Source organism: Streptomyces sp. NPDC051310, assembly GCF_044455245.1.
Classification (GTDB): Bacteria; Actinomycetota; Actinomycetes; order Streptomycetales; family Streptomycetaceae; genus Streptomyces.
Genome location: NZ_JBITEO010000013.1, coordinates 103,330 through 123,420 on the forward strand (window position 1 = coordinate 103,330; position 20,091 = coordinate 123,420).

Annotated in this window: 18 protein-coding genes; 6 read left to right on the top strand and 12 right to left on the bottom strand. The window is 75.4% G+C overall.

Annotated elements, in window-relative coordinates; genetic code table 11:
• Positions 1-121 precede the first annotated feature (121 nt).
• The gene (locus ACIA79_RS20450; protein ID WP_399429740.1) at positions 122-280 is read left to right on the top strand and encodes a hypothetical protein; all 159 of its coding nucleotides are present in this window, start codon (positions 122-124) and stop codon (positions 278-280) included.
• A 51-nt stretch (positions 281-331) separates the two neighbouring features.
• Here the strand turns inward: ACIA79_RS20450 and ACIA79_RS20455 are convergent, their stop codons facing one another.
• Both ACIA79_RS20455 and ACIA79_RS20460 read right to left on the bottom strand, forming a co-directional pair.
• Positions 332-1,795, bottom strand: a complete 1,464-nt coding sequence (locus tag ACIA79_RS20455; RefSeq protein WP_399429741.1) for an APC family permease — start codon at positions 1,793-1,795, stop codon at positions 332-334.
• A 189-nt stretch (positions 1,796-1,984) separates the two neighbouring features.
• Positions 1,985-2,467 carry a DUF6098 family protein gene (locus ACIA79_RS20460; RefSeq protein WP_399429742.1) on the bottom strand — a complete coding sequence of 161 codons (483 nt, stop codon included), beginning with the start codon at positions 2,465-2,467 and terminating at the stop codon, positions 1,985-1,987.
• A gap of 223 nt (positions 2,468-2,690) precedes the next feature.
• Between ACIA79_RS20460 and ACIA79_RS20465 the strand changes: the two genes are divergently transcribed.
• The 3 genes from ACIA79_RS20465 (at position 2,691) to ACIA79_RS20475 (ending at position 7,500) form a co-directional block, all read left to right on the top strand.
• Positions 2,691-3,509: a dienelactone hydrolase family protein gene (locus ACIA79_RS20465; RefSeq protein ID WP_399429743.1), complete on the top strand. Its 819-nt coding sequence runs from the start codon at positions 2,691-2,693 to the stop codon at positions 3,507-3,509.
• A gap of 147 nt (positions 3,510-3,656) precedes the next feature.
• Positions 3,657-6,728, top strand: coding sequence for a LuxR C-terminal-related transcriptional regulator (locus tag ACIA79_RS20470; protein WP_399429744.1), 3,072 nt, complete (start codon positions 3,657-3,659; stop codon positions 6,726-6,728).
• A gap of 163 nt (positions 6,729-6,891) precedes the next feature.
• Complete coding sequence (locus ACIA79_RS20475) at positions 6,892-7,500, top strand: LuxR C-terminal-related transcriptional regulator (RefSeq protein ID WP_399429745.1); 609 nt, start codon at positions 6,892-6,894, stop codon at positions 7,498-7,500.
• A gap of 19 nt (positions 7,501-7,519) precedes the next feature.
• Here the strand turns inward: ACIA79_RS20475 and ACIA79_RS20480 are convergent, their stop codons facing one another.
• The 5 genes from ACIA79_RS20480 to ACIA79_RS20500 form a co-directional block, all read right to left on the bottom strand.
• Positions 7,520-9,442: an ATP-binding cassette domain-containing protein gene (locus ACIA79_RS20480; protein WP_399429747.1), complete on the bottom strand. Its 1,923-nt coding sequence runs from the start codon at positions 9,440-9,442 to the stop codon at positions 7,520-7,522.
• Positions 9,439-11,160, bottom strand: a complete 1,722-nt coding sequence (locus tag ACIA79_RS20485; protein ID WP_399429748.1) for an ABC transporter ATP-binding protein — start codon at positions 11,158-11,160, stop codon at positions 9,439-9,441. Before ACIA79_RS20485 ends, ACIA79_RS20480 begins: the two co-directional genes overlap by 4 nt.
• 168 nt (positions 11,161-11,328) lie before the next feature.
• On the bottom strand, positions 11,329-11,457 hold the full coding sequence (locus ACIA79_RS20490; protein WP_058940762.1) for a SapB/AmfS family lanthipeptide: 129 nt from the start codon (positions 11,455-11,457) through the stop codon (positions 11,329-11,331).
• Entirely contained in the window at positions 11,454-14,048 is a 2,595-nt protein-coding gene (gene lanKC / locus ACIA79_RS20495) for a class III lanthionine synthetase LanKC (protein ID WP_399429749.1), read from the bottom strand. Before lanKC ends, ACIA79_RS20490 begins: the two co-directional genes overlap by 4 nt.
• Positions 14,049-14,151: 103 nt before the next feature.
• Entirely contained in the window at positions 14,152-14,547 is a 396-nt protein-coding gene (locus ACIA79_RS20500; protein WP_399429750.1) for a VOC family protein, read from the bottom strand.
• 125 nt (positions 14,548-14,672) lie between these two features.
• Here ACIA79_RS20500 and ACIA79_RS20505 point away from each other — a divergent pair, with 125 nt between their 5' ends.
• Both ACIA79_RS20505 and ACIA79_RS20510 read left to right on the top strand, forming a co-directional pair.
• A complete protein-coding gene (locus tag ACIA79_RS20505) occupies positions 14,673-15,386 on the top strand; it encodes a lysophospholipid acyltransferase family protein (protein WP_399429751.1) in 714 nt (237 codons plus the stop codon).
• A gap of 151 nt (positions 15,387-15,537) precedes the next feature.
• Complete coding sequence (locus ACIA79_RS20510; RefSeq protein WP_399429752.1) at positions 15,538-15,828, top strand: DUF4190 domain-containing protein; 291 nt, start codon at positions 15,538-15,540, stop codon at positions 15,826-15,828.
• A 7-nt stretch (positions 15,829-15,835) separates the two neighbouring features.
• Here the strand turns inward: ACIA79_RS20510 and ACIA79_RS20515 are convergent, their stop codons facing one another.
• The 5 genes from ACIA79_RS20515 to ACIA79_RS20535 all read right to left on the bottom strand — a co-directional run bounded on the left by ACIA79_RS20515 (position 15,836) and on the right by ACIA79_RS20535 (position 20,083).
• Entirely contained in the window at positions 15,836-16,600 is a 765-nt protein-coding gene (locus tag ACIA79_RS20515; protein WP_399429847.1) for an urease accessory protein UreD, read from the bottom strand.
• Between the two features lie 14 nt (positions 16,601-16,614).
• Positions 16,615-17,298, bottom strand: coding sequence for an urease accessory protein UreG (gene ureG / locus ACIA79_RS20520; protein WP_399429753.1), 684 nt, complete (start codon positions 17,296-17,298; stop codon positions 16,615-16,617).
• 85 nt (positions 17,299-17,383) lie between these two features.
• Complete coding sequence (locus tag ACIA79_RS20525) at positions 17,384-18,046, bottom strand: urease accessory protein UreF (RefSeq protein WP_399429754.1); 663 nt, start codon at positions 18,044-18,046, stop codon at positions 17,384-17,386.
• Positions 18,047-18,057: 11 nt separating this feature from the next.
• On the bottom strand, positions 18,058-19,779 hold the full coding sequence (locus ACIA79_RS20530; RefSeq protein WP_399429755.1) for an urease subunit alpha: 1,722 nt from the start codon (positions 19,777-19,779) through the stop codon (positions 18,058-18,060).
• A complete protein-coding gene (locus ACIA79_RS20535) occupies positions 19,772-20,083 on the bottom strand; it encodes an urease subunit beta (RefSeq protein WP_399429756.1) in 312 nt (103 codons plus the stop codon). Before ACIA79_RS20535 ends, ACIA79_RS20530 begins: the two co-directional genes overlap by 8 nt.
• Positions 20,084-20,091: the final 8 nt, after the last annotated feature.

Consider the following 20,091-nt stretch of genomic DNA (forward strand, 5'->3'; position numbering starts at 1 on the left):
CTGCAGGCGCGCGGACAGTAGCGCACAGGACCGCACAGGCGGTAGCGCCCGGGGCGGCCTCGGGGTGACCATGGTCCTACGGCCCGTCGGCCTGGCGGCCGGGGCCGGGAGGAGGGCGCGCATGTCCGGTTCCACGAAGGCGATGAGTGTGCTCACCGTCGGGGCGCTGGTGCTGACGACGGCGTACACGGTTGCGCTGGGCAGCAACGGCTGGCTCTGGTTCGGGTGGGTGGTGCTCGGTCTGCTCACGCTCGGCATGGCCGCGACGCGCGACTCCTGACCCACGTCGCGGCCCTTCCCGCTCCGATCGCCGTGCCGTCGTGCCCGCCCGTCACACGGCCGGGTGCGACGCGTCCGCGGCGGCGTCGCGCTCCGGTGCGGCGGCACCGCCGGGGGCGGAAGCGTCCCGGTCGGAAGCGTTCCGGCTGGATGCGTCACGGCCGGAAGCGTCAGGGGCGGAGGCGTCCCGGTCGGGAGCGCCGGGCGCTGTGCGGTCCGCGCCGCGCCGGTACACGGCCACCGCTCCGAGCACCAGTCCCGCGGCGAGCACGAGCAGTCCGCGCAGCCACACCTGCGCCTCGATGCGGGTGGCGAGCAGGACGCACGAGGCCGCGCCCAGGACGGGGATCACGGCCGGCGCCCGGAAGTGGCCCCCCGTGCCCCGGTCCCGGCGCAGCACCAGCACGGCGGTGTTGACCAGGAAGAAGACCACCAGCAGGAGCAGGACCAGCGTGGAGGCGAGGGTCGCGACGCTCCCGGTGAGGGCCAGCAGCATCGACAGCGCGGTCGTGGCCGCGATCGCCACCCACGGCGTACGGCGCGCGGGCAGCACCCGGGTGAGGACCGGGGGCAGCAGCCCGTCGCGGGCCATGCCGTAGGCGAGGCGCGAGGACATGATGCCCGTGAGCAGGGCGCCGTTGGCCACGGCGACCAGCGCGATCGCGCTGAACAGCCACACCGGTACTCCGCCCGCCGCCCTGACCACTTCCAGGAGCGGCCCACTGGACCGCGCCAGTGTGCTGGTCGGTACGGCCGCGGAGGCGGCGATGCCGACGAGCACGTACACGCAGCCGGCCGTGGCGAGCGCGCCGAACAGGGCGCGGGGGTAGGAGCGCCGCGGGTCGCGGGTCTCCTCGGCGACGTTGACGGAGGTCTCGAAGCCCACGAACGAGTAGTACGCCAGCACCGCGCCGCTCAGGACGGCCGCCGCCGCCCCCTGCCCGGCCGTGCCGAGCTGGGTCAGCCGCCCGGCGTCGCCCTCGCCGCGCAGCAGGAGCCATGCTCCGAGGGCGACGATGACGACCAGGCCGCCCACCTCGATGAGCGTGGCGACGACGTTGGCGCGGGTGGACTCGCGGATGCCGCGCGCGTTGAGCAGCGCGAGGGCGGCCAGGAACAGCACGGCGACGAGCGCGACGGGGAGCGTGGCGAAGGCCGACAGGTAGTCGCCGGCGAACCCGCGGGCGAGCGCCGCGACGGACACGACCCCGGCGGCCAGCATGCAGAACCCGGCGAGGAAGCCGGCGAACGGGCCGTAGGCGCGGGTGACGTAGTGCGACGCACCACCGGCCCTCGGGTACTTGGTGGCGAGCTCGGCGTACGACGCCGCCGTGAGCAGCGCGAGGACGAGCGCGACGGTCAGGGGCACCCAGACGGCGCCGCCCGAGTCGGCCGCGACCTGGCCGATCAGGACGTAGACGCCCGCTCCCAGGACGTCGCCCAGGATGAAGAAGTAGAGCAGCCGCGTGGTGAGGGCGCGCCGGAGCGGCTGCCCGTGATCGTTCGCTGTGGACATGCGTCCTGTCTTTCCTGGGGCCCGGCCGTTGCGCGGCCGTCGGTCCCGTCTTTCCGGAGCCCGCCGGTGCGCGGGCCCCCGGTCCCGTCTGCCCCGGAGCCCCGCCGCTACGCGGGCCCCCGGTCCCGTCTTCGCGGAGGTCGCCATAACGCCGGGCCGCCGCTCCCGGCCGCGGCCCCGCCGGGGGGATCAGCGCCGCATGGGCCCCCAGGGGCGGCGCTGGCGGGCCACCTCTTCCTCGGCCTCCTCGATCACCGCGAGGTCGATCCAGCAGACCGGCTCGATGTCGCGGAGCAGCGGCTCGTTGTCCGGCCCCCGGGCCACTTCCCGGCCGCGCAGGGTCCAGGGGCGTACGTCGCCGTCCCGCTCCTCGCGCAGGTGGCAGTAGTCGTAGAGGCGCCTGGCGACCCACAGCCGCACCGGGCGGTCGCCCCACCACTTCTCGATTTGGAGGGGGTTCGCCGACAGGCCGGGCATGGTGATCCCGGTGAGGTGGTCCGCGCTGTGCGTGTCCCGCACGTCGTCGGCCGGGCTGCGGGACCAGCGGATGTAGAGCGGCCCGTGGTGTTCCACCAGGTCACCCAGTTCCGCGAGGCTGCTGACGGTGGGCAGCTCGGTCACGCCGTCGGGGGCCGTCCTGCGCTCGGGCGGCACCGGTGCGGTCTCGTCCATGGGGGGTCACGCTCCTTGTCGTACCGGACGTCCGCCGCGTACCCCGCGTGACGACCGGTGATTCCACCGATGCCCGTGTGCCGTGAGCGCCGCGACAGTGGCACCGCTGGTGAACACGGCGGTGACGCCCGGGCACCCGGGGCCGCGCCGCCACGACCGAGAGGACGACTCAGTCGTGCAGCGACACACCTTGGCGGCGCTCCTCGCCGCGGCTTGCATTGGCATGACCATGACCCCCGGTGCCGCACAGGCCGCGGACAACCCCTACGAGCGCGGCCCCGCCCCCACCACCGCGAGCATCGAGGCCGTGCGCGGGCCCTACGCGGTCTCCCAGACCACGGTCTCGTCGTTGAGCGTGACCGGCTTCGGCGGTGGCACCATCCACTACCCGACCACCACCGCCGACGGCACCTTCGGAGCCGTGGCCATCTCCCCCGGCTTCACCGGAACCCAGTCCTCCATCGCCTGGTACGGCCCCAGACTCGCCTCCCAGGGCTTCGTGGTCTTCACGATCGACACCAACACCACCCTCGACCAGCCCGACAGCCGCGGCCGCCAGCTCCTCGCGGCGCTGGACTACCTCACCCAGCGCAGCACCGTGCGGAGCCGCATCGACAGCACGCGGCTGGGCGTGATGGGCCACTCCATGGGCGGCGGCGGTTCGCTGGAGGCGGCCAAGAGCCGGCCCTCCCTCCAGGCAGCGATCCCCCTCACCGGCTGGAACACCGACAAGACATGGCCGGAGATCAAGACCCCGACGCTGCTCATCGGCGCCGACGGCGACTCCATCGCACCGGTGGCCACGCACTCGGAGCCGTTCTACACGAGTCTGCCCGCCACGCTCGACAAGGCGTACCTGGAGCTGAACGGCGCGGACCACTTCACGCCGAACACCTCCGACACCACCATCGCGAAGTTCAGCATTTCCTGGCTCAAGCGGTTCATCGACAACGACACCCGCTACGAGCAGTTCCTCTGCCCGCTGCCGCGCCCGAGCCTCACCATCGAGGAGTACCGGGGCAACTGTCCGCACACCTCCTGACAGCCCTCCCCGCGGCACCGCCGGGACGGACCCGGGGTCCGTCCGGGGACCCGGAACCGGTGCTGCGGCACAGAGTTCCGCCTGCGGCGTTGGGCACGGGCCCAACGCCGCTTCCCGGCTCGTTTACACCGAAGTAACGTGACCGGTATGACCGGGATATACGGCCGGAGCGCTGAACTCGAAGCCGTAGCAGCTCTGTTGGACGGGCTGCGATCCGGCCGCGGAGGCGCGCTGCTGATCGCCGCGGAGCCGGGGATGGGCCGCACGGCGCTCCTCCGGCGGGCCGCCGCGGACTTCACGAACGGCCGCGCCGTGTACACGAAGGCGGTGCCGGCCGAGCGCGGCCTGCCGTACAGCGGGGTGCACGCGCTGCTGTGCGCCACGGGAGACCGGGGCGCCGCCGGCGTCCTGCGCTCGGGGCTGGAGCCGGGCGGTCTGATGGAGCTGCTGCGCGGCGCGGGGCCCGCCGGGGCCGGGCCGCTGCTGGTGTGCGTCGACGACGCGCACCTGTGGGACGCCCGGTCGCGGGCGGAACTCGGCTTCGCGGCGCGGCGTCCGCAGTCGCCGCGCACCGTCGGACTGCTGCTGTCCGTGGCCGGACACCGGGAACGTGACCCGGACTTCGCGGGGCTGCCCGTCCTGCGCCCGGGTCCGCTCGGCGACCGCGCGGCGGCCGCGCTGGTGGACGGGCTGACCGGCGGCTCGGCCGATCCGGCGGTCCGGGACGCGATCCTGTACGAGGCCGGGGGCAACCCCGCCCTGATCGAGGCGGTCGTCGCCCGGCTGACACCGGCGCAGCTGGCCGGGCAGGAGTCGCTGCCCCGGCCGCTCGCCGACCGCGGTGTCCTGCTGCGCACGTTCGGCAGCCGCCTGGAGGGGCTGGCGCCGGACACCGGACAGGTGCTGCTGCTCGCGGCGGCCGCCGAGGAAGTGGAGCCGTCGGCCGCGGGTGCGGAGACGGCCGTGGTGCTCCGGGCCGCCAGGGAGGCGGGCATCGGCCCGGAGGCGCTGGACGCCGCCGAGGCGGCGGGTGTGATCAGGGTGGCCGGGGAGGCGGTGCAGGTCGTCCGGTTCGTCAGCCCGCTGCTGCGCCGGGCGGTACTGGCGCACGCCACGCTGTCGCGGCGCCGGGCGGCGCACGCGGTGCTGGCCTCCGTCCTGCCGGGTGAGCGCCACACGCTGTCCCGGCTGCTGCACCGGGCCGCCGCCGCGGAGGGCACCGACGCACGCCTCGCCGACGAGCTGGCGGCCGCGGCGGGGGCGGGCCGCTCGCCCGGGGCGCCGGGTGTACGGGCGGCGGTCGGCCTGTCGCGCCCGGGGACCGCTGCCCACGCCGCGGGCCCGGCCGGGGCGGGCGCGGAACCGGGAGGCGTGGGCGCGGAACCGGGCGACGCGGGCGCGGGGCCTTTCGGGACCGTGTCCGTCGCACCGGCCCCGTCCGTCGCCACCGGTGCACCGGGCGGGGGCCTCGGGCCCGGCCCGCGGAGGGACGCCGCCGGGGCGGCCGCGGGCGCGGAACCGGGAGACCTGGGCGCGGAACCGGGGGACCTGGGCGCGGGGCCTTTCGGGGCCGCGGGCGCCGGGCTGCTGGAGCGGTCGGTGGCGCTGGCCCGTGCCGCGGAGCTCACCGCCGACGAGGGTGTCCGCGCGGACCGGTCGACGGCCGCCGCGGAGTTCGCCGGGCTGGCGGGGCGGCCGCAGGGGGCCCGGGAGCTGCTCGCCGCCGGGCGGCGGGCCGCGGACGCGGCCGTACGGGGACGGGCGGAGCTCCTGCGGGGCACGCTCGCCCTGGACGACGGCCCCGTCGGCGACGCCCACGCGATGCTCCGGGTGGCGGCCGCGACGCTCGGCCCGTACGACCCGGAACGCGCCCTGACCGCGCGGCTCGCGATGGCCGACGCGGCCTGGGCGATGGGCGACGTGCCGGCCTGCCTCGCCGCCCTGGCCGGCGACCGTCTCCCGGGCGAGCCCGCGCTGGCCCACGACTACCGGACCGGGTTGCGCGCGGCGCTCGGCGCGCGGCTGGAGGAGGCGCGGGAGCCGCTGCGCAGGGTGCTGGCCCGGGGCGCCGGCCAGGACGATCCGGTGTGGCTGCTGCGGGCCGGCGGCGCCGCGCTCGTGCTCGGCGACAGCCCGGCGGCGTGCCGCATCCACGCCCGGGCTCTGGCGCTCGCCCGGACGCGGGGGCTGGTCGGGCTGCTGCCCCGGGTGCTGGAGCACCTGGCGTACGCGGAGCTGCGGGCGGGACGGCACGCGCGGGCCCGGGCGCACGCCCAGGAGGGGCTGCGCCGGGCGCTGCGGGCCGGTACGCGCAACACGGTGGCCCACCAGCACGCCATCCTCGCGCTGGTGGCCTCGGTGGAGGGGGACGCCGGGGCCGTGGCCGGACACGCCGGGCACGCCCTGGCCGTCGCGCGCCCGCACGGTCTCGCCCAGGCCGCCACTCTGGCGGAGTGGGCGGCGGCCCGCGCCGACCTGGGGCGCGGCCGGGCGGACGACGCCGCCGCGCGCCTCCGCCCGCTGGTGCGGCCGGGTCCCCGCTGCGGCCACTTCGGCGTCCGCATGCTCGCCGTGCCGTGCTTCGTCGAGGCGGCCGTGCCGGCCGGACAGGACGACGACGCGCGGGCGGCGGCCGAGGCGTTCGCCGGGTGGGCGGCGCAGGGCGTCGATCCGCAGGCGCCCGCACAGCTCGCCCGGTGCCGGGCGCTGCTGGCCGGGCCCGCGGAGGCGGAGGCGCTGTACGCGGAGGCGCTGGACCGGCACGAGGAGGCGGGGGGCGACTTCGAGCGGGGTCGCACCCTGCTGCTGTACGGCAAGTGGCTGCGCCGCCGGCGCCGGCCGCTGGAGGCCCGGGGCCGGCTGCGGGACGCGCTGGTCGCCTTCGAACGCTCCGGCGCGCACCCCTGGGCCGAGCAGACCCGGGCCGAACTGCGCGCCACCGGGGAGGCGTCCGGGCCTCGCCGCGAACCGGTCGCGCTGCTGCCCGGGCTGACGCCGCAGCAGCTGCGGATCGCGCGCTGCGTCGCCGAGGGCGCCACCAACCGCGAGGTCGCGGCGCGGCTGTCGATCAGCCCACGCACCGTCGACCACCATCTGCGCAACGTCTTCGCGCTGCTCCAGGTGCGGTCGCGGGTGGAGCTGTCCCGGCTGATGGACCGGGCGGAGAGGTCCGGCGGGGTCCTCGGTGCCGACCGGAACAACGCCGTCGCGCACGAGTAAGGGCGCACGCCCGCGCACGGTGGCGCAGGGGGCGCCCGAGCGGCCCTGCCGTGCGCCCCGCACGCCGCACCGAAAGGTTCCTGCGCCGCGGTTGCGGGCAGTCGCATGTGTGTCATGCGAGCGCCCGGGCAGCGGCCGGGCGATCACCGGGAGGGGAAACCACATGACCCAGGTCCTTGTCCTGCACAGCGTCGGGTTGTTGAGGTCGGCGCTCACGGCGCTGCTCAGTTCGGAGGAGTCGTTCGACGTGGCCGCCTCCGGCTGGCGCACCGCCCAGCAGCACGTCGAGTCGTTACGACCGGACGTGTGCGTGGTCGACCTCGACTGTCCGGGCACCGCGACGATGCTGGAGGGCGGGTCGGCCGGGGGCGGAGCGGCGCTGGGCCGGCACATCGGACTGCTGGTGCTCGCCTCGGCGGCGAGGCCGGGGACGCTGCGCAAGGCCTTCGAGGCGCGGGCACTGGGGTACGTGGACAAGGACGCCTCGCCAGGACGCCTGGTGCGGGCCATCCGCAAGGTCGCGGAAGGCGAGCGGTTCGTCGACGAATCGCTCGCCTTCGGCTTTCTCGAGGCGTCCCGGATGCCGCTGACCGCCCGGGAGCTGAGCGTGCTGGCCCGCGCGGCCGAGGGGGAGTCGATCGCCGAGATAGCCCGCGGGCTGCACCTGTCGAACGGCACGGTGCGCAACTACATGGCCTCGGCCACGCGCAAGGTGGGGGCGCGCAACCGCATCGACGCCATACGGATAACGCAGGGCGCGGGATGGGTGTGAGCGGGCGCCGCGCCGGCCGTCAGCCCGCGGCGACGCCCACCAGGTCGCGGTAGAGCGGCGAGGCGCCCAGCAGTTCCCGGTGCGGCGCGCACACCGCGTGCGTGCCGTCCAGGACCAGCACGCGGTCGGCCCGTACCGCCGACGACAGGCGGTGGGCGATGACGATCAGGGTGCCGGGGCACGCGGCGAGGGTGCGCTCCGCGTGCTCCTCGCTCTCCGCGTCGAGGTGGCAGGTGGCCTCGTCGAGGACGAGCAGGGGCGCGCCGGCCAGGTGGGCGCGCGCGAGCGCGAGGCGCTGCCGCTCCCCCTGCGACAGCCTGCCGGGGTCGAGCACGGCGCCGATGCCCCCGAGGCGCCGTACCAGCGGGCCGAGGCGGAGGGCCTCGACGGTCTCCTCGACCTCGGCGGGCCCTGCGCCGGGGCGCAGGTAGCGGAGGTTGTCGCGGACCGTCCCGGTGAAGACGTGCGCCTGCTGCGGCAGCAGGACCCTGCGCGGGTCCGGTCCCGGCGGGCCCGGCCGGCGGGCGGGGGCGCCGTCGATCAGGACCGTGCCCCGGCCGGGCTCCAGCAGCCCGGCGAGCAGGGCCGCGAGGGTCGACTTGCCGATTCCGCTGGGGCCGACCACGGCAAGGTGCTCCCCCGGCTCGACCACCAGATCCAGACCGTCGAGCACCGGGCGGGCCCTGGGACCGTAGGCGAAGCCGACGCCCCTCAACTCGACGGCGGCGGCCCGCGGGTGCCGCGTCCCGGGCCGGCGGTGCGGGACCGTGGCCACCTGCGGTGGCCCGTGCGGAGCAGGGGGCACGGCTCCCGTGGCACCGTCGGCCGGGGCGGCGACCGCACCGGGGTCCGCCGGGGCGGCGACCGTGCCGGGGTCGGCCCGGGCGGCGGGCCCGGAGGGGGTGGCCCCGCCCTCCGGCTCCGTGCCGCCCTCTCCCCCGGCGGGCGCGTCGCCCGGCAGGCGGGGCTCCTGCGTCCCGAACCGGTCCAGCACCACCAGCAGCCGGGTACCCGCGGCGCCCAGCGCGGCCATCAGGGTGTGCAGCGCCGGCAGCAGCGCCTGGACGAGGTAGGTGAGCGCGCCCAGCAGCGCGCCCGCGGTGATCCCGCGCCGCAGCAGCCAGGGGGTCATCACCACGAGCGCCACGACCGGCAGCCGGCCCGCCGCCCCGAGGGCGAGGGTGCGGATCCCCGCCCAGCGGGCCAGCCGGCGCGACAGGCGCTCCGCGGTGTCGACGACCCGGCCCACGTCCTCGGCGATCCGGCGTTCGCCGCCGCACGCCACCACGTCCCGCAGTCCGGCGCCGACCGCGCCGACCCGGGCCGAGAGCTCCTCGTCGGCGTCGAGGAACGCCCGCTGCGCGGCGGCCATCGGGACGAGGGTCGCCACGAACAGCGCCAGCCCCAGCAGCAGCGGTGGAACGACGACCAGCAGCAGCGCGGGCGCCAGCGACGCCATGCCGAGCAGCGCGCCGAGGGCGGTGAAGACGAACGACCGGGCGGTGAGGACCAGTCCGGCGAAGCTGTCCCTGGCCATCTCGGTCTGGTGGACCAGACGGGACACCGCCGCGCTGTGCGCCGTACCGCCGCCCGTCCCGGCGGGATCCGTCACCGCCCGGGCGAGCGCCTGGGACACCGCCCGCCGGACCAGCCCGTCCCGCAGCGGTTCGACCAGTCCGGCGAGCCCGGCGAACACTCCGCGTACGGCGGCCCCGCCCACCAGGGCGGCGGCCGCGGCGGCCGCCAGCCACAGCAGGCCGGTGCCGGTCCGCCCGGCGAGGAAGCCGTCGTCCAGGGCGCGGGCCACCCCGTAGCCGGTGAGGAAGGTGTGCGCGGACTCCAGCAGGGACCAGCCGGTGAGGACGAGCAGGGCGCGCTTCCTGCGTTGCAGGAACCGCCGCGCCTGGGGCAGGACGCGGGCCGCCGGCCCCGGCTTCCTCATGACGCGCCCCCGTCGGCCGCGGCCGCGAAGACCGCCCGGTACTCCGGGTCGCGCCACAGTCGCGCGTGCGGTCCGGTGGCCCGTACGCGGCCCTCGTCCAGCCAGATCACCAGATCGGCGCGGGCCGCGGAGGACAGCCGGTGCGCGATGACGAGCCGGGTGCCCGGCCGGACCTCCCGGGCGAGCGCCCGCTCGACCTCCCGCTCGGTGAGCGTGTCCAGGCTGGACGTGGCGTCGTCGAGGATCAGCAGCCGTCCCGCGTGGGCGAACGCCCGCGCCAGGCCCAGGCGTTGCAGCTCCCCGCCCGACAGCGGCGCCTCGGTGAGCGGGGTGGCGTAGCCGTCGGGCAGCCGCCGTATGAAGCCGTCCGCGCCGGCCGCCCGCGCGGCCGCCCGCAGCGCGGGGCCCGTCGGTGTGTGCGCGCCGAAGGCGAGGGCGTCGGCGACCGTGGCGCCGAACAGGGCCGGCCGGGCGAAGGCGTACCCGACCTCGGCGCGCAGCTGTTGCCGGCCCAGGCGGTGCAGGGGGACGCCGTCGAGCAGGACGCTCCCCTCGTCCGGGTCGGTCAGCCGGCCGGCGACGGCGGCCAGCAGCGACTTGCCGGACCCCGAGCGGCCGACGACGGCCGCCCGCGTGCCGCCCGGCACCACGAGGTCGACGCCGCGGAGCACGGTCTCGCCGTCCCGTACGACGGTGACGCCGTGCAGTTCGAGCGTGCCCGGGCCGTCGGCGGGGAGGTCCCGGTCGTGCCGGTCCCCGCGCGCCGGTGCGGGCAGGGCCATCGGCCCGGCGGTACGGCGGGCCGCGCCGCGGCCGCGGACGAGCGCGCCCAGCAGCCCGGCGACCGCGCCGACGCCCGCGGCGAGCGCGGCGTACCGTGACGCCGCCAGCAGTTCGCCGACGCCCATCGCGCCGGAGGCGAGGCGCAGACCGCCCACGGCGAGGACGAGGCAGACCAGCAGCGGCATCAGCACGCCGCTGCGGGCGACGGCCCTGCCGTAGACCAGCCACATCGCCCGCCCTTCCGCGGCCAGGTCCGGCAGGGTGGCGAGGATGCGCCGCCGCTCGTGCGCGGCGGTGCCGGCGGCGGCGACGGTGCGGGCCCCCGCGAGGGCCTCGACGAGCCGGTCCGCGATGCCCGCCTGCACGGCCTGGTAGCGGGCGACGCTGTCGGCGGAGTGCGCGGCGAAGGCGCGCAGCAGCAGGAGCAGGAGCGGGACGCCGGCCAGGAAGGCCGTCGCGGTCCGCCAGTCGATGAGGAAGAGCGCGGCCAGGGCGCCCAGCGGCGGGAGCACGGACGCCACCGCGCTCGCGGCCGTCGCGGGCACGGTGCCGGCCTCCGTGGCGTTGGCGGTCAGCCGGGTCGCCAGGTCGCCGGGCGGGAAGCGGGCGGCGTGGTGCGGTGCGGAGCGCAGCAGCCGGTCGAGGCCGCGGGTGCGGAGCCAGGCGGTGGTACGGGCGTTGGTCACGCCGGTCAGGAGGGCGACGGCCGCGTCGAGCAGCAGGTCGGCGGTGATGAGGACCGCGGCCAGGGCGACCCAGCGCGGGGCGTCGGGGTCGCGGGCGAGGAGGAGGTCGAGGGTCCGGCCGAGCACGGCGGGCTCCGCCAGGGTGGCGGCGGCGGAGGCGAGGGAGCACGCGAGGATCGCCGCGGCGAGGCCCGCGCTGTGCCGGGCGGCCGCGAGGAGCACGCGATCGGCAGCACGCTCGGGAGGCATCGTGACGGTTCCTTCCTCCTCGTCCGGCCGGTACGCCTTCCGCGGCGGGTGTGCATGGTTCCCGGGGCCGGGCCCCGAAGGGCCCGGCCCCGGGCGGGGGTTGCCCGCCCGGGGCCGGGACCGGTCAGCCGCGTGATGTCGGCACCGCGCGGCCTGACCGGTACCGCGTCAGTTGCAGGTCGTGACGCTCAGGCTGCTGTCACCGCAGAGCAGCAGGCTGGCCCGGCTGCCGGTGGCGACGTCGCCCGTGGCCTCTTCCTTGGGGGTCTCCATCGACTGCAGGTCGAGAAGCGTCATGATCGATTCCTTTCCTTCATGGGGACGGTGTTCTTCTTCACGGTCCCTGGTTGGGACCGGCTCTGGGGCCGCCGGAGCGGCGGGAGGAACGGCAGGTGCGCGCGGCCGTCGGTCGCGGCGCTGCCGAGGGCCAGCAGACAGCCGGCGGTGCCCGTGGCGAGGTCCATGGACAGCCGCATCATCTGCTCGCCGGGGAAGGCCAGATGCCCCTGGTACGGCACGGCGTGCCGGGCGAGGGCGTCGATCTGGCGGCGTACGTCGGAGTCCTGCGTTCCGGGCCCGGGCACGGTGGTGCGGCTCAGGTACAGGACCATGCCGGCCGCTCCCCGGAACAGTCCGGGCTGGGCGTAGAACGTGGCCTGGGCGGCCCGTACGATCTCGCGCCGCGCCTGCTCGAAGCGCTCGTCGGCGCGGTGGGCGGCGAAGTCGTCGAGCACCATGCCGATGCCCACGCTCCCGGCGCCGAGGTACGGCATGGTCCGCCACCCCTCGTCGACCTGGAGCGTGCCGCCGGCGCCGTGGACGCAGCGGTCGAGGTCGCGGCGGAGCGCGTCGGCGGCGAGGTCCAGCAGGCCGGTGTCGCCGGTGCGTTCGTACAGGCGCAGGAAGAGCAGCGCGGGGCCGGTGGCGCCGTGGAGGAGCCCGGCGCGCGAGATGCGGGGCAGGGCGCGGGCGGTGAGGTCCGCGCAGCGCAGGGCCGCGTCCCCGAGGCCGAGGGAGTCGAGGGCGAGGCCGAGGCCCGCGAGCCCGCTGTGCAGGTCGGGGGCGATGTCGTCCCAGGGCGTGGCGAGGGTGAGTTCGGCCAGTTCGAGGGCGCGTTCGGGGTGTCCGAGCCGCTCCAGGGTCCAGGCGATGCCGGCGAGGCCGTCGTACAGACCGAGGGGGGTACCGGAGGGGGGCTCCTTGGTGCGTTCGAGGAGCCACTCCTCGGCGGCGGTCCCGCTCGGGGCGCCGGTCTCGGCGAGCGCGTACAGGACGCCGGCGGCACCGTAGCCGAGGGTCAGTCCGCCGCCTGCGGTGGCGAACTGGGCGATGTCGCCGGGGAAGAAGCGGTCTTCGCGGTCGGGCGTCGCCGAGGCGGTGACGGCGCGGACCATCGAGTCCCGGCTGCGGGGCCAGTCGCCCGGTTCGACGGGCAGGTACGGGCCGGTTCGTGCGCCGGGGCCGTCCTTGAGGATCTCCGTCACGGCCTCGTCGAGGAAGCGGCGCGGCACGGGGAAGTGGGCGGCCGCGATGTCGGCCAGGTGCCGGGCCTTGTGCGGGTCCAGCGGGAAGAGGCTGGTGAGCGGTATGAAGAGGGCGATCCGCAGACAGGCGAGCGCGTAGCGGTCGACGTCGAAGCCGCGCCGGTCGGCGGGGGCGACGAAGGCCGGGTTGGCGACGGTCTGCCGGCGGCCCTCGTCGATGTGCGCCGCGGCCTCGAAGTCGAGCAGCACGACGGACGACTCGTCCTCGGACACCATGATGTTGAACAGGTGCAGGTCGTTGAAGACGACGCCGCGGGCGTGGACCGCCTCGACGGCTTCCTCCACCAGCCGGTGGATCCGCAGGGCCCACTCGGTGTAGGCGGCGAGCGCCTCCGGGTCGGGGTCGGCCTCGATCAGGGGGTGGCGGCGGGCGAAGAAGGTGTTGAGGGGTCTGCCCTCGACGTACTCCATCGCGAGGAAGTGGTGGTCGCCGAGGACGAAGCTGTCGCGCACCTCGGGTGTGCAGGGCAGTCCGCCGAGCCGCTCCAGCGCGGTGCGCTCACGGTGCAGCCGGGTGACCGCGTCCGCGCCGTCGGCGGCCAGCCCGGCGTGCGGGCGGGCTTCCTTGAGGACGACCTGCTCGCCGGTGGCGGTGTGGCGGGCGACGTAGACGCCGCCGCCGTTGGAGAAGTGCAGGGCGCGCTCGATGGTGTACGGGATGTCGGCGAGGGTCACGGCGCGCCGGGCGTCGAGGTGCGGCTGGAGAAAGCCGGGCAGGCTCACCCAGGGCGGTGTCCGGAAGACGGGGCCGCGCAGGTCGGGGACGAGCCGCCCGTCGGGGTCCGCGACGGCGGGGACCAGGTCGCCCTTGTCGTCGTAGCAGTGGCGCTGGGTGAAACTGCCGTAGCGGAGGTGGACGGGGCCGTCGGCCCAGCGCAGGTCGCTGAGGATGTACGGGCCGTCCTCGCCGGCGAGGAGGGCGTCGAGGTCGCGGGCGACCCGGTGGCACTGCTCGTCGTCGGCGGGGTAGACGGTGATGAACTTGCCGCTGGCCGCGCGGTCGGCGTACTTGGCGTTGCGGGTGTGGAGCAGGTAGCGGCTCGGGACGAACTTGAAGGCGATCCGGTGGGTGAAGCAGTACTCCGCCACCCGCGCCAGAATCGATTCTGCGTTGTCCAGGCGGGCCGAGACGTGGATCTTCCAGCCCTGCGCGGGCAGCTCCTGCTCCAGCGGGCGCAGCGCCAGCCAGTCGCCGCTGCGGTGCCGCCGCCAGCCCTCCGGCACGGCCGCGAGCGCCGCCTCGTACAGCGCTCCTTTGGCCCCCTGGCCCTCCGCGGACAGCCGGTACGGTGCGTCGTAGAAATGGCGGTCCGCGTCGCAGAAGGTGGCGTATCCCTTGATCACACCTGCTCCCTCGTTCGGCGACGGGGAAGACGGTGCCATCAGTGGACGGGGGGCCAACAGTCACAGCTGTCAGCAATGACCCGTGCGGAACGCACGAGTAACCTCAGACGGCCGTCCGGCCCTCCCGGGCGGCGAGGGTGAAGGAGTGTCCGGCGGGGTCGGCATAGGTCCGCACGTCGCGCGGGCCGGAGTTGTCCTTGGTCTCCACGGGCCGGGCGCCCAGTCCGACCGCCTCCCGCTCCGCCTCGTCCATGTCGGCCTCGGCGACCAGGATGTGCAGGTGGGCCTGTTGCGAGTCGTCCGGCCGGGGCCAGCTGGGAGGTGCGTAGCCGTGGTCGCGGCGGATCGCCAGGCGGACGCCGTCCTGGCCGAGGACCTCGATGAAGTCGGGGTCGGTGCCCCGCTCCACTCGGGCGCCCAGCAGTCCGGCGTAGAACTCCGCGAGCGCCTCCGGTTCGGCGCAGTCCAGGACGAGGACACTTGTCTTCGATACCGTCATGAGGCCCTTGTGCCCCTCCTCGGGCGCGACACGCGCACCTCGACCGGTCGCCCTCCAGCGCCCCGGCGGGCTGGTAGAACGCACCTCCGAAGCGGATCCGGACCAGGTCCAGTAGGGAGCAATCCGTGTTCTATTACGTGCTCAAGTACGTGCTGCTCGGGCCGGTCCTCCGGCTCCTGTTCCGCCCGCGGACGGAGGGGCTGGAGCATGTGCCGGAGACCGGCGCGGCGATCATCGCGGGCAACCACCTGTCGTTCTCGGACCACTTCCTGATGCCCGTGGTGCTGAAGCGGCGCATCACCTTCCTGGCCAAGCAGGAGTACTTCACCGGACCGGGCATCAAGGGCCGGCTGACCGCCGCGTTCTTCCGCAGCGCCGGCCAGATCCCGGTGGACCGCTCGGGCAAGGAGGCCGGCCGGACCGCCATCCGCGAGGGGCTCGGCGTGCTGGCGAAGGACGAGCTGCTGGGCATCTACCCGGAGGGCACCCGCTCGCATGACGGTCGGCTCTACAAGGGCAAGGTCGGGGTGGCGGTGATGGCCCTGAAGGCGGGAGTCCCGGTGATTCCGTGCGCCATGGTGGGGACGTTCGAGATCCAGCCGCCGGGACAGGTCCTGCCGAAGATCAAGCGGGTGCGCGTCCGCTTCGGCGAGCCGCTGGACTTCTCCCGGTTCGCGGGGATGGAGGACCAGAAGGCGGTGCTCCGCGCGGTCACCGACGAGATCATGTACAGCATCCTCGCCCTGTCGGGCCAGGAGTACGTCGACGAGTACGCGGCCACCGTGAAGGCGGCGCAGGAGCCCGGACAGGGGCGCAGGTTCCCCCGGTTGCGGCACTGAGCGCGGCGGCCGGCCGCCCCGGCCGTACCGCGGGACCACCCCCGGCCGTACCGCGGGACCCGGTCGCGGGATTTTCACCCGGCAGGCATGGGACGGGCACACCGGGCAACACGGGCTTTCACATGTTCCCCCCAGAACAGGGAGAGTTCTCATGGCCGGTTACGGCACCAGCGGTACGCATGGGCACGCGGAGTCTCGTACGAACGGCCTGGCCATCGCCGGGCTGGTGTGCGGTGTCGTGGGTGTGCTCGTCTTCAATGTGATCCTCGGACCGCTCGCCATCGTCTTCGGTGCGCTCGGCCGGAAGCAGGCGCCGGTCAAGGGCGGCGCGGGCATGGCGAAGGCCGCCATCATCCTCGGTGTCGTCGACCTGGTGATCTTCGCGATACTCATGATGGTCGCGGCGTCGAACGGCGGCTTCACCTGGTACGTCGGCGGCTGACGCACCATCAGGACGTGAGCTCCGCCAGTGCTTCGTCCAGGACTCGCCGCAGGAGCAGCGCGTCCGGGGCGAGCGCGGTCACCAGCGCGGCGGGCCCGGCGAGCGGGGTGACGGCCGCGGTGTCCCCGAGGAGCCGCGGCCCGACGGGGCTGCCGTCCCATTCCGGGTCCACGACGAGGAGCTGACCGGAAGCCCGGTGTCCTCCCAGCACCGCTCCCCCGTCCCAGCCGCCGGGTGCCCCCGGACCACAGGCCAGTTCCTGGTCCAGCAGGGGGCGTCCGGCACGGCGGACGGTGAGGCGGGTGGCGAGGGTGCCGGGCTCCTCGCCGTGCCGGCCCAGGACCAGCTCCTCGCGCAGCACCAGCCGCGCCCCGGCCGCCAGTTCGACCGTCGTGCGCATCCGGAGACAGGAGCCGCACGCGGAGACCAGTTGCTCCGGCAGCCAGCGCAGCTCCGCCCCCTCGCCGACGGTCAGCCGCACGTCGTACGCCGCCGGCCCCGCTTCGCCCCGCCCCGGCAGCGCCACCGTCGCGGCCGCGGAGTCGACGGTGAGCCGCGCCCCGTCCCGTACCTCCGCCTCGATCGCGAGCCGGTCACCGCCCAGCGGGGCGGTCATCGCGCCGACGACGGTGACCCGGGTGTGCGGGGCGCCGCCCCGGACCGCCAGGGGCACCGCGCGGGTGCGGCGCAGGGCCAGCGGCCCGTCGCTCGCCAGCACCGGCAGACCGCCGTCCGCCTCGGCGACGATCCGGGCGGTGGCGTGGACGCTCATGAGGGTCATGGCGGTTACGCGGCCCAGGCGGCGAGCCGCGCGCGCACCCAGTCGGCGACGGGGCGCACGCCCTGGTCGCCGGTGAGCGAGGTGAAGGCCACGGGCAGCCCGCCGCGCTGCTCCGCGGCGTCGCGGGCCATCCGCTCCAGGTCGGAGCCGACGTAGGGGGCGAGGTCGGTCTTGTTGATGACGAGCAGGTCGGCGGTGGTGACGCCGGGGCCGCCCTTGCGCGGGATGTCGTCGCCGCCGGCGACGTCGATCACGAAGATCTGCGCGTCGACGAGCCCCTTGGAGAAGGTGGCGGTGAGGTTGTCGCCGCCGGACTCCACCAGGATCAGGTCCAGCGGGCCGACCGCCTCCTCCAGGTCCTCCACCGCTTCGAGGTTGGCGGAGATGTCGTCGCGGATCGCGGTGTGCGGGCAGGCGCCGGTCTCCACGGCCTGGATGCGCTCGGGCGGCAGGACCGCGTGGCGCAGCAGGAACTCGGCGTCCTCGCGGGTGTAGATGTCGTTGGTGACGACCGCGAGGGACAGCTGGTCGCGCAGGTCCCGGCACAGTGCGGCGACGGTGGCGGTCTTGCCGGACCCGACGGGCCCCCCGAGGCCGATGCGCAGGGCGCGGCGGGTGCCGTCGGGGCGGTGGGCGTCGGCGCTCACGGCGCCGGGGGCTTCCTTGTGGTGGGTGTGGTCGAGGTGCATGGCGTTCCTTGTCGGTGGTGAGCGGTCGGTGGACTCGGGGCGGTCGGTTGCCGGTCAACGGCCGTCGGTTGCCGGTCGTCGGCCGTCAGGAGGCGAAGAGGCGTACAAGCCAGGCCGCGTGCTGCTCGGCGGTGATGTCGAGCAGCGGCGCGGACGCGGCCGGCAGGGCGTCGATGCCCTGCCGGGCGGCGTCCTCGGCCCGGGCGGCCACCGCGTCCATGTCGGGTGCGAGCCGCGCCAGGACGGCGGTGGCCCGGAAGGGGTCGAGGCTCAGCAGGCGCACCGCCGCGGTGGCGGGCCCGCTGACCGTCTCGTACGCGACGCAGTGCGCCGCCTCGCCGGCACCCAGACCCGCCGCACGGGCGGCCAGTCCGAGGACGACGGGCTGGTGGACACCGCGCGGGAACGCCCGGGCCAGCGCGTCGAGTTCGGGGTTCGGCCAGGTGGCGCGGGCGGCCCGCAGCATCTGGCGGCCGAGCTTGCGCGCGGTGGCGCGCAGCGCGGGCGAGGGGGTGCGTGCGTCGGCGGCCTCGTCGAGCGCGACGGGGTCGAGGCCGACGGCGGCCGCGGCGGCCAGGGCCGCGGAGGTGAGGCCCGTGGTGTGCAGGCGGCCCCGGCAGAAGATCTCCAGGTCACCGGTGTCACGGATGCGACCCGCCGCGACGGCCGCCTCGGCACCGCCGGAGTGGGCGTGGCCACCGGCGGGGAACCGGCCGTCGGCGAGGACGAGAAGGGCAGCATGTGTCATGACCAGGGCCGTCAGAAGAGGAAGTAGCGCTGGGCCATGGGCAGTTCGGCGGCGGGAGCCGGGTCGACCGGGTCGCCGTCGATCGTCACCGTGAAGGTGTCGGCGTCGACCTCGACGCGTGGCAGGGCGTCGTTCTCGCGCATATCGGCCTTGGTCACGCCGCGGGTGCTCCGGATCGCGGTGAACTCCTTGCACAGGCCCAGCCGTTCGGGGAGGCCGTCGTCGAGGGCGGCCCCGGTGACGAAGTTCAGCGACCCGGCCGCCGCCGCCCGCCCGAGCGCGCCGAACATGGGGCGCGGCATGACCGGCTGCGGCGTCGGGATCGACGCGTTGGCGTCGCCCATCTGCGCGTAGGCGATCTGCCCGCCCTTGAGGACGGCCAGCGGCTTGACGCCGAAGAAGGCCGGCTCCCACAGGACCAGGTCGGCGAGCTTGCCCGTCTCGACGGAGCCGATCTCGTGGTCGAGGCCCTGCGCGACCGCCGGGTTGATCGTGTACTTGGCGACGTAACGGCGCACCCGGTGGTTGTCGGCGCGGCCGTCACCGGCCAGTACGCCGCGGCGCTTCTTCATCACGTGCGCGGTCTGCCACGTCCGCAGGATCACCTCGCCGACGCGGCCCATGGCCTGGGAGTCGGAGGAGATGATCGAGATGGCGCCCAGGTCGTGCAGGACGTCCTCGGCCGCGATGGTGGAGGGCCGGATGCGGGACTCGGCGAAGGCGAGGTCCTCGGGGACGGCCGGGTTGAGGTGGTGGCACACCATGAGCATGTCGAGGTGCTCGTCGAGGGTGTTGAGGGTGTGCGGCCGGGTGGGGTTGGTGGAACTCGGCAGGACGTACGGCTCGGAGACCACGGTGATGATGTCGGGCGCGTGCCCGCCGCCGGCACCCTCGGTGTGGTACGCGTGGATGGTCCGGCCGGCGATGGCGGCGAGGGTGTCGCCGACGAAGCCCGCTTCGTTGAGGGTGTCGGTGTGGATGGCGAGCTGGGCGCCGGTCTCGTCGCAGACGGTGAGGCAGGCGTCGATGGCGGCCGGGGTGGCTCCCCAGTCCTCATGGATCTTGAACCCCAGGGCTCCGCCCCGCAGTTGGGAGTGCATCGCCTCGCGCGAGACCGTGTTGCCCTTGCCGAGCAGTCCGATGTTGACCGGGTACGTCTCCAGCGCCTCGAACATGCGGGCGAGATGCCACGGCCCGGGTGTGATGGTGGTGGCCTTGGTGCCTTCGGCCGGCCCGGTGCCGCCTCCGACGAGGGTGGTGATGCCGGAGGTGAGCGCCTGGTCGACGACGGTGGGCGAGATGAAGTGGACGTGCGCGTCGATCGCGCCGGCAGTGACGATCCTGCCGTTGCCCGCGATGATCTCGGTCTCGGGGCCGATGACGAGGGCGGGGTGGACGCCGTCCATGGTGTCGGGGTTCCCGGCCTTGCCCAGCGCCGTGATGCGGCCGTCGCGGATGCCGATGTCCGCCTTGACGACGCCCCAGTGGTCGACGACGACGGCGCCGGTGATGACGGTGTCCGGAGCGCCTTCGGCACGGGTCGTACGGGCCTGGCCCATCGACTCGCGGATCACCTTGCCGCCGCCGAACACGGCTTCGTCACCCGCTCGTCCGGGGCCGCCGGAGCGGTCCTCCTCGATCTCGATCAGCAGGTCGGTGTCGGCGAGCCGGATGCGGTCGCCGGTGGTGGGGCCGAAGAGGTCGGCGTAGACGGGGCGGGCGAGCTCAGGCATCGAGGGCACCTCCGGTCCCGCCGCGCAGCCCGGGCACGATGCGCAGCCCGGCGAGCGGTACGAGTTCGACGTCCACCGGGATGCCGGGCTCGAAGCGCACGGCGGTGCCGGCGGCGATGTTCAGCCGCAGGCCGTGGGCGGCCGGACGGTCGAACCGCAGACCGGGGTTGGCCTCGGCGAAGTGGTAGTGCGACCCCACCTGGACGGGCCGGTCGGCGGCGTTGAGCACGGTGAGGCGGGTGACCGGGCGGCCCTCGTTGAGGGCCACGGGCTCGTCCGCATGGAGGGTCTCCCCGGGGATCATCGGTGGCA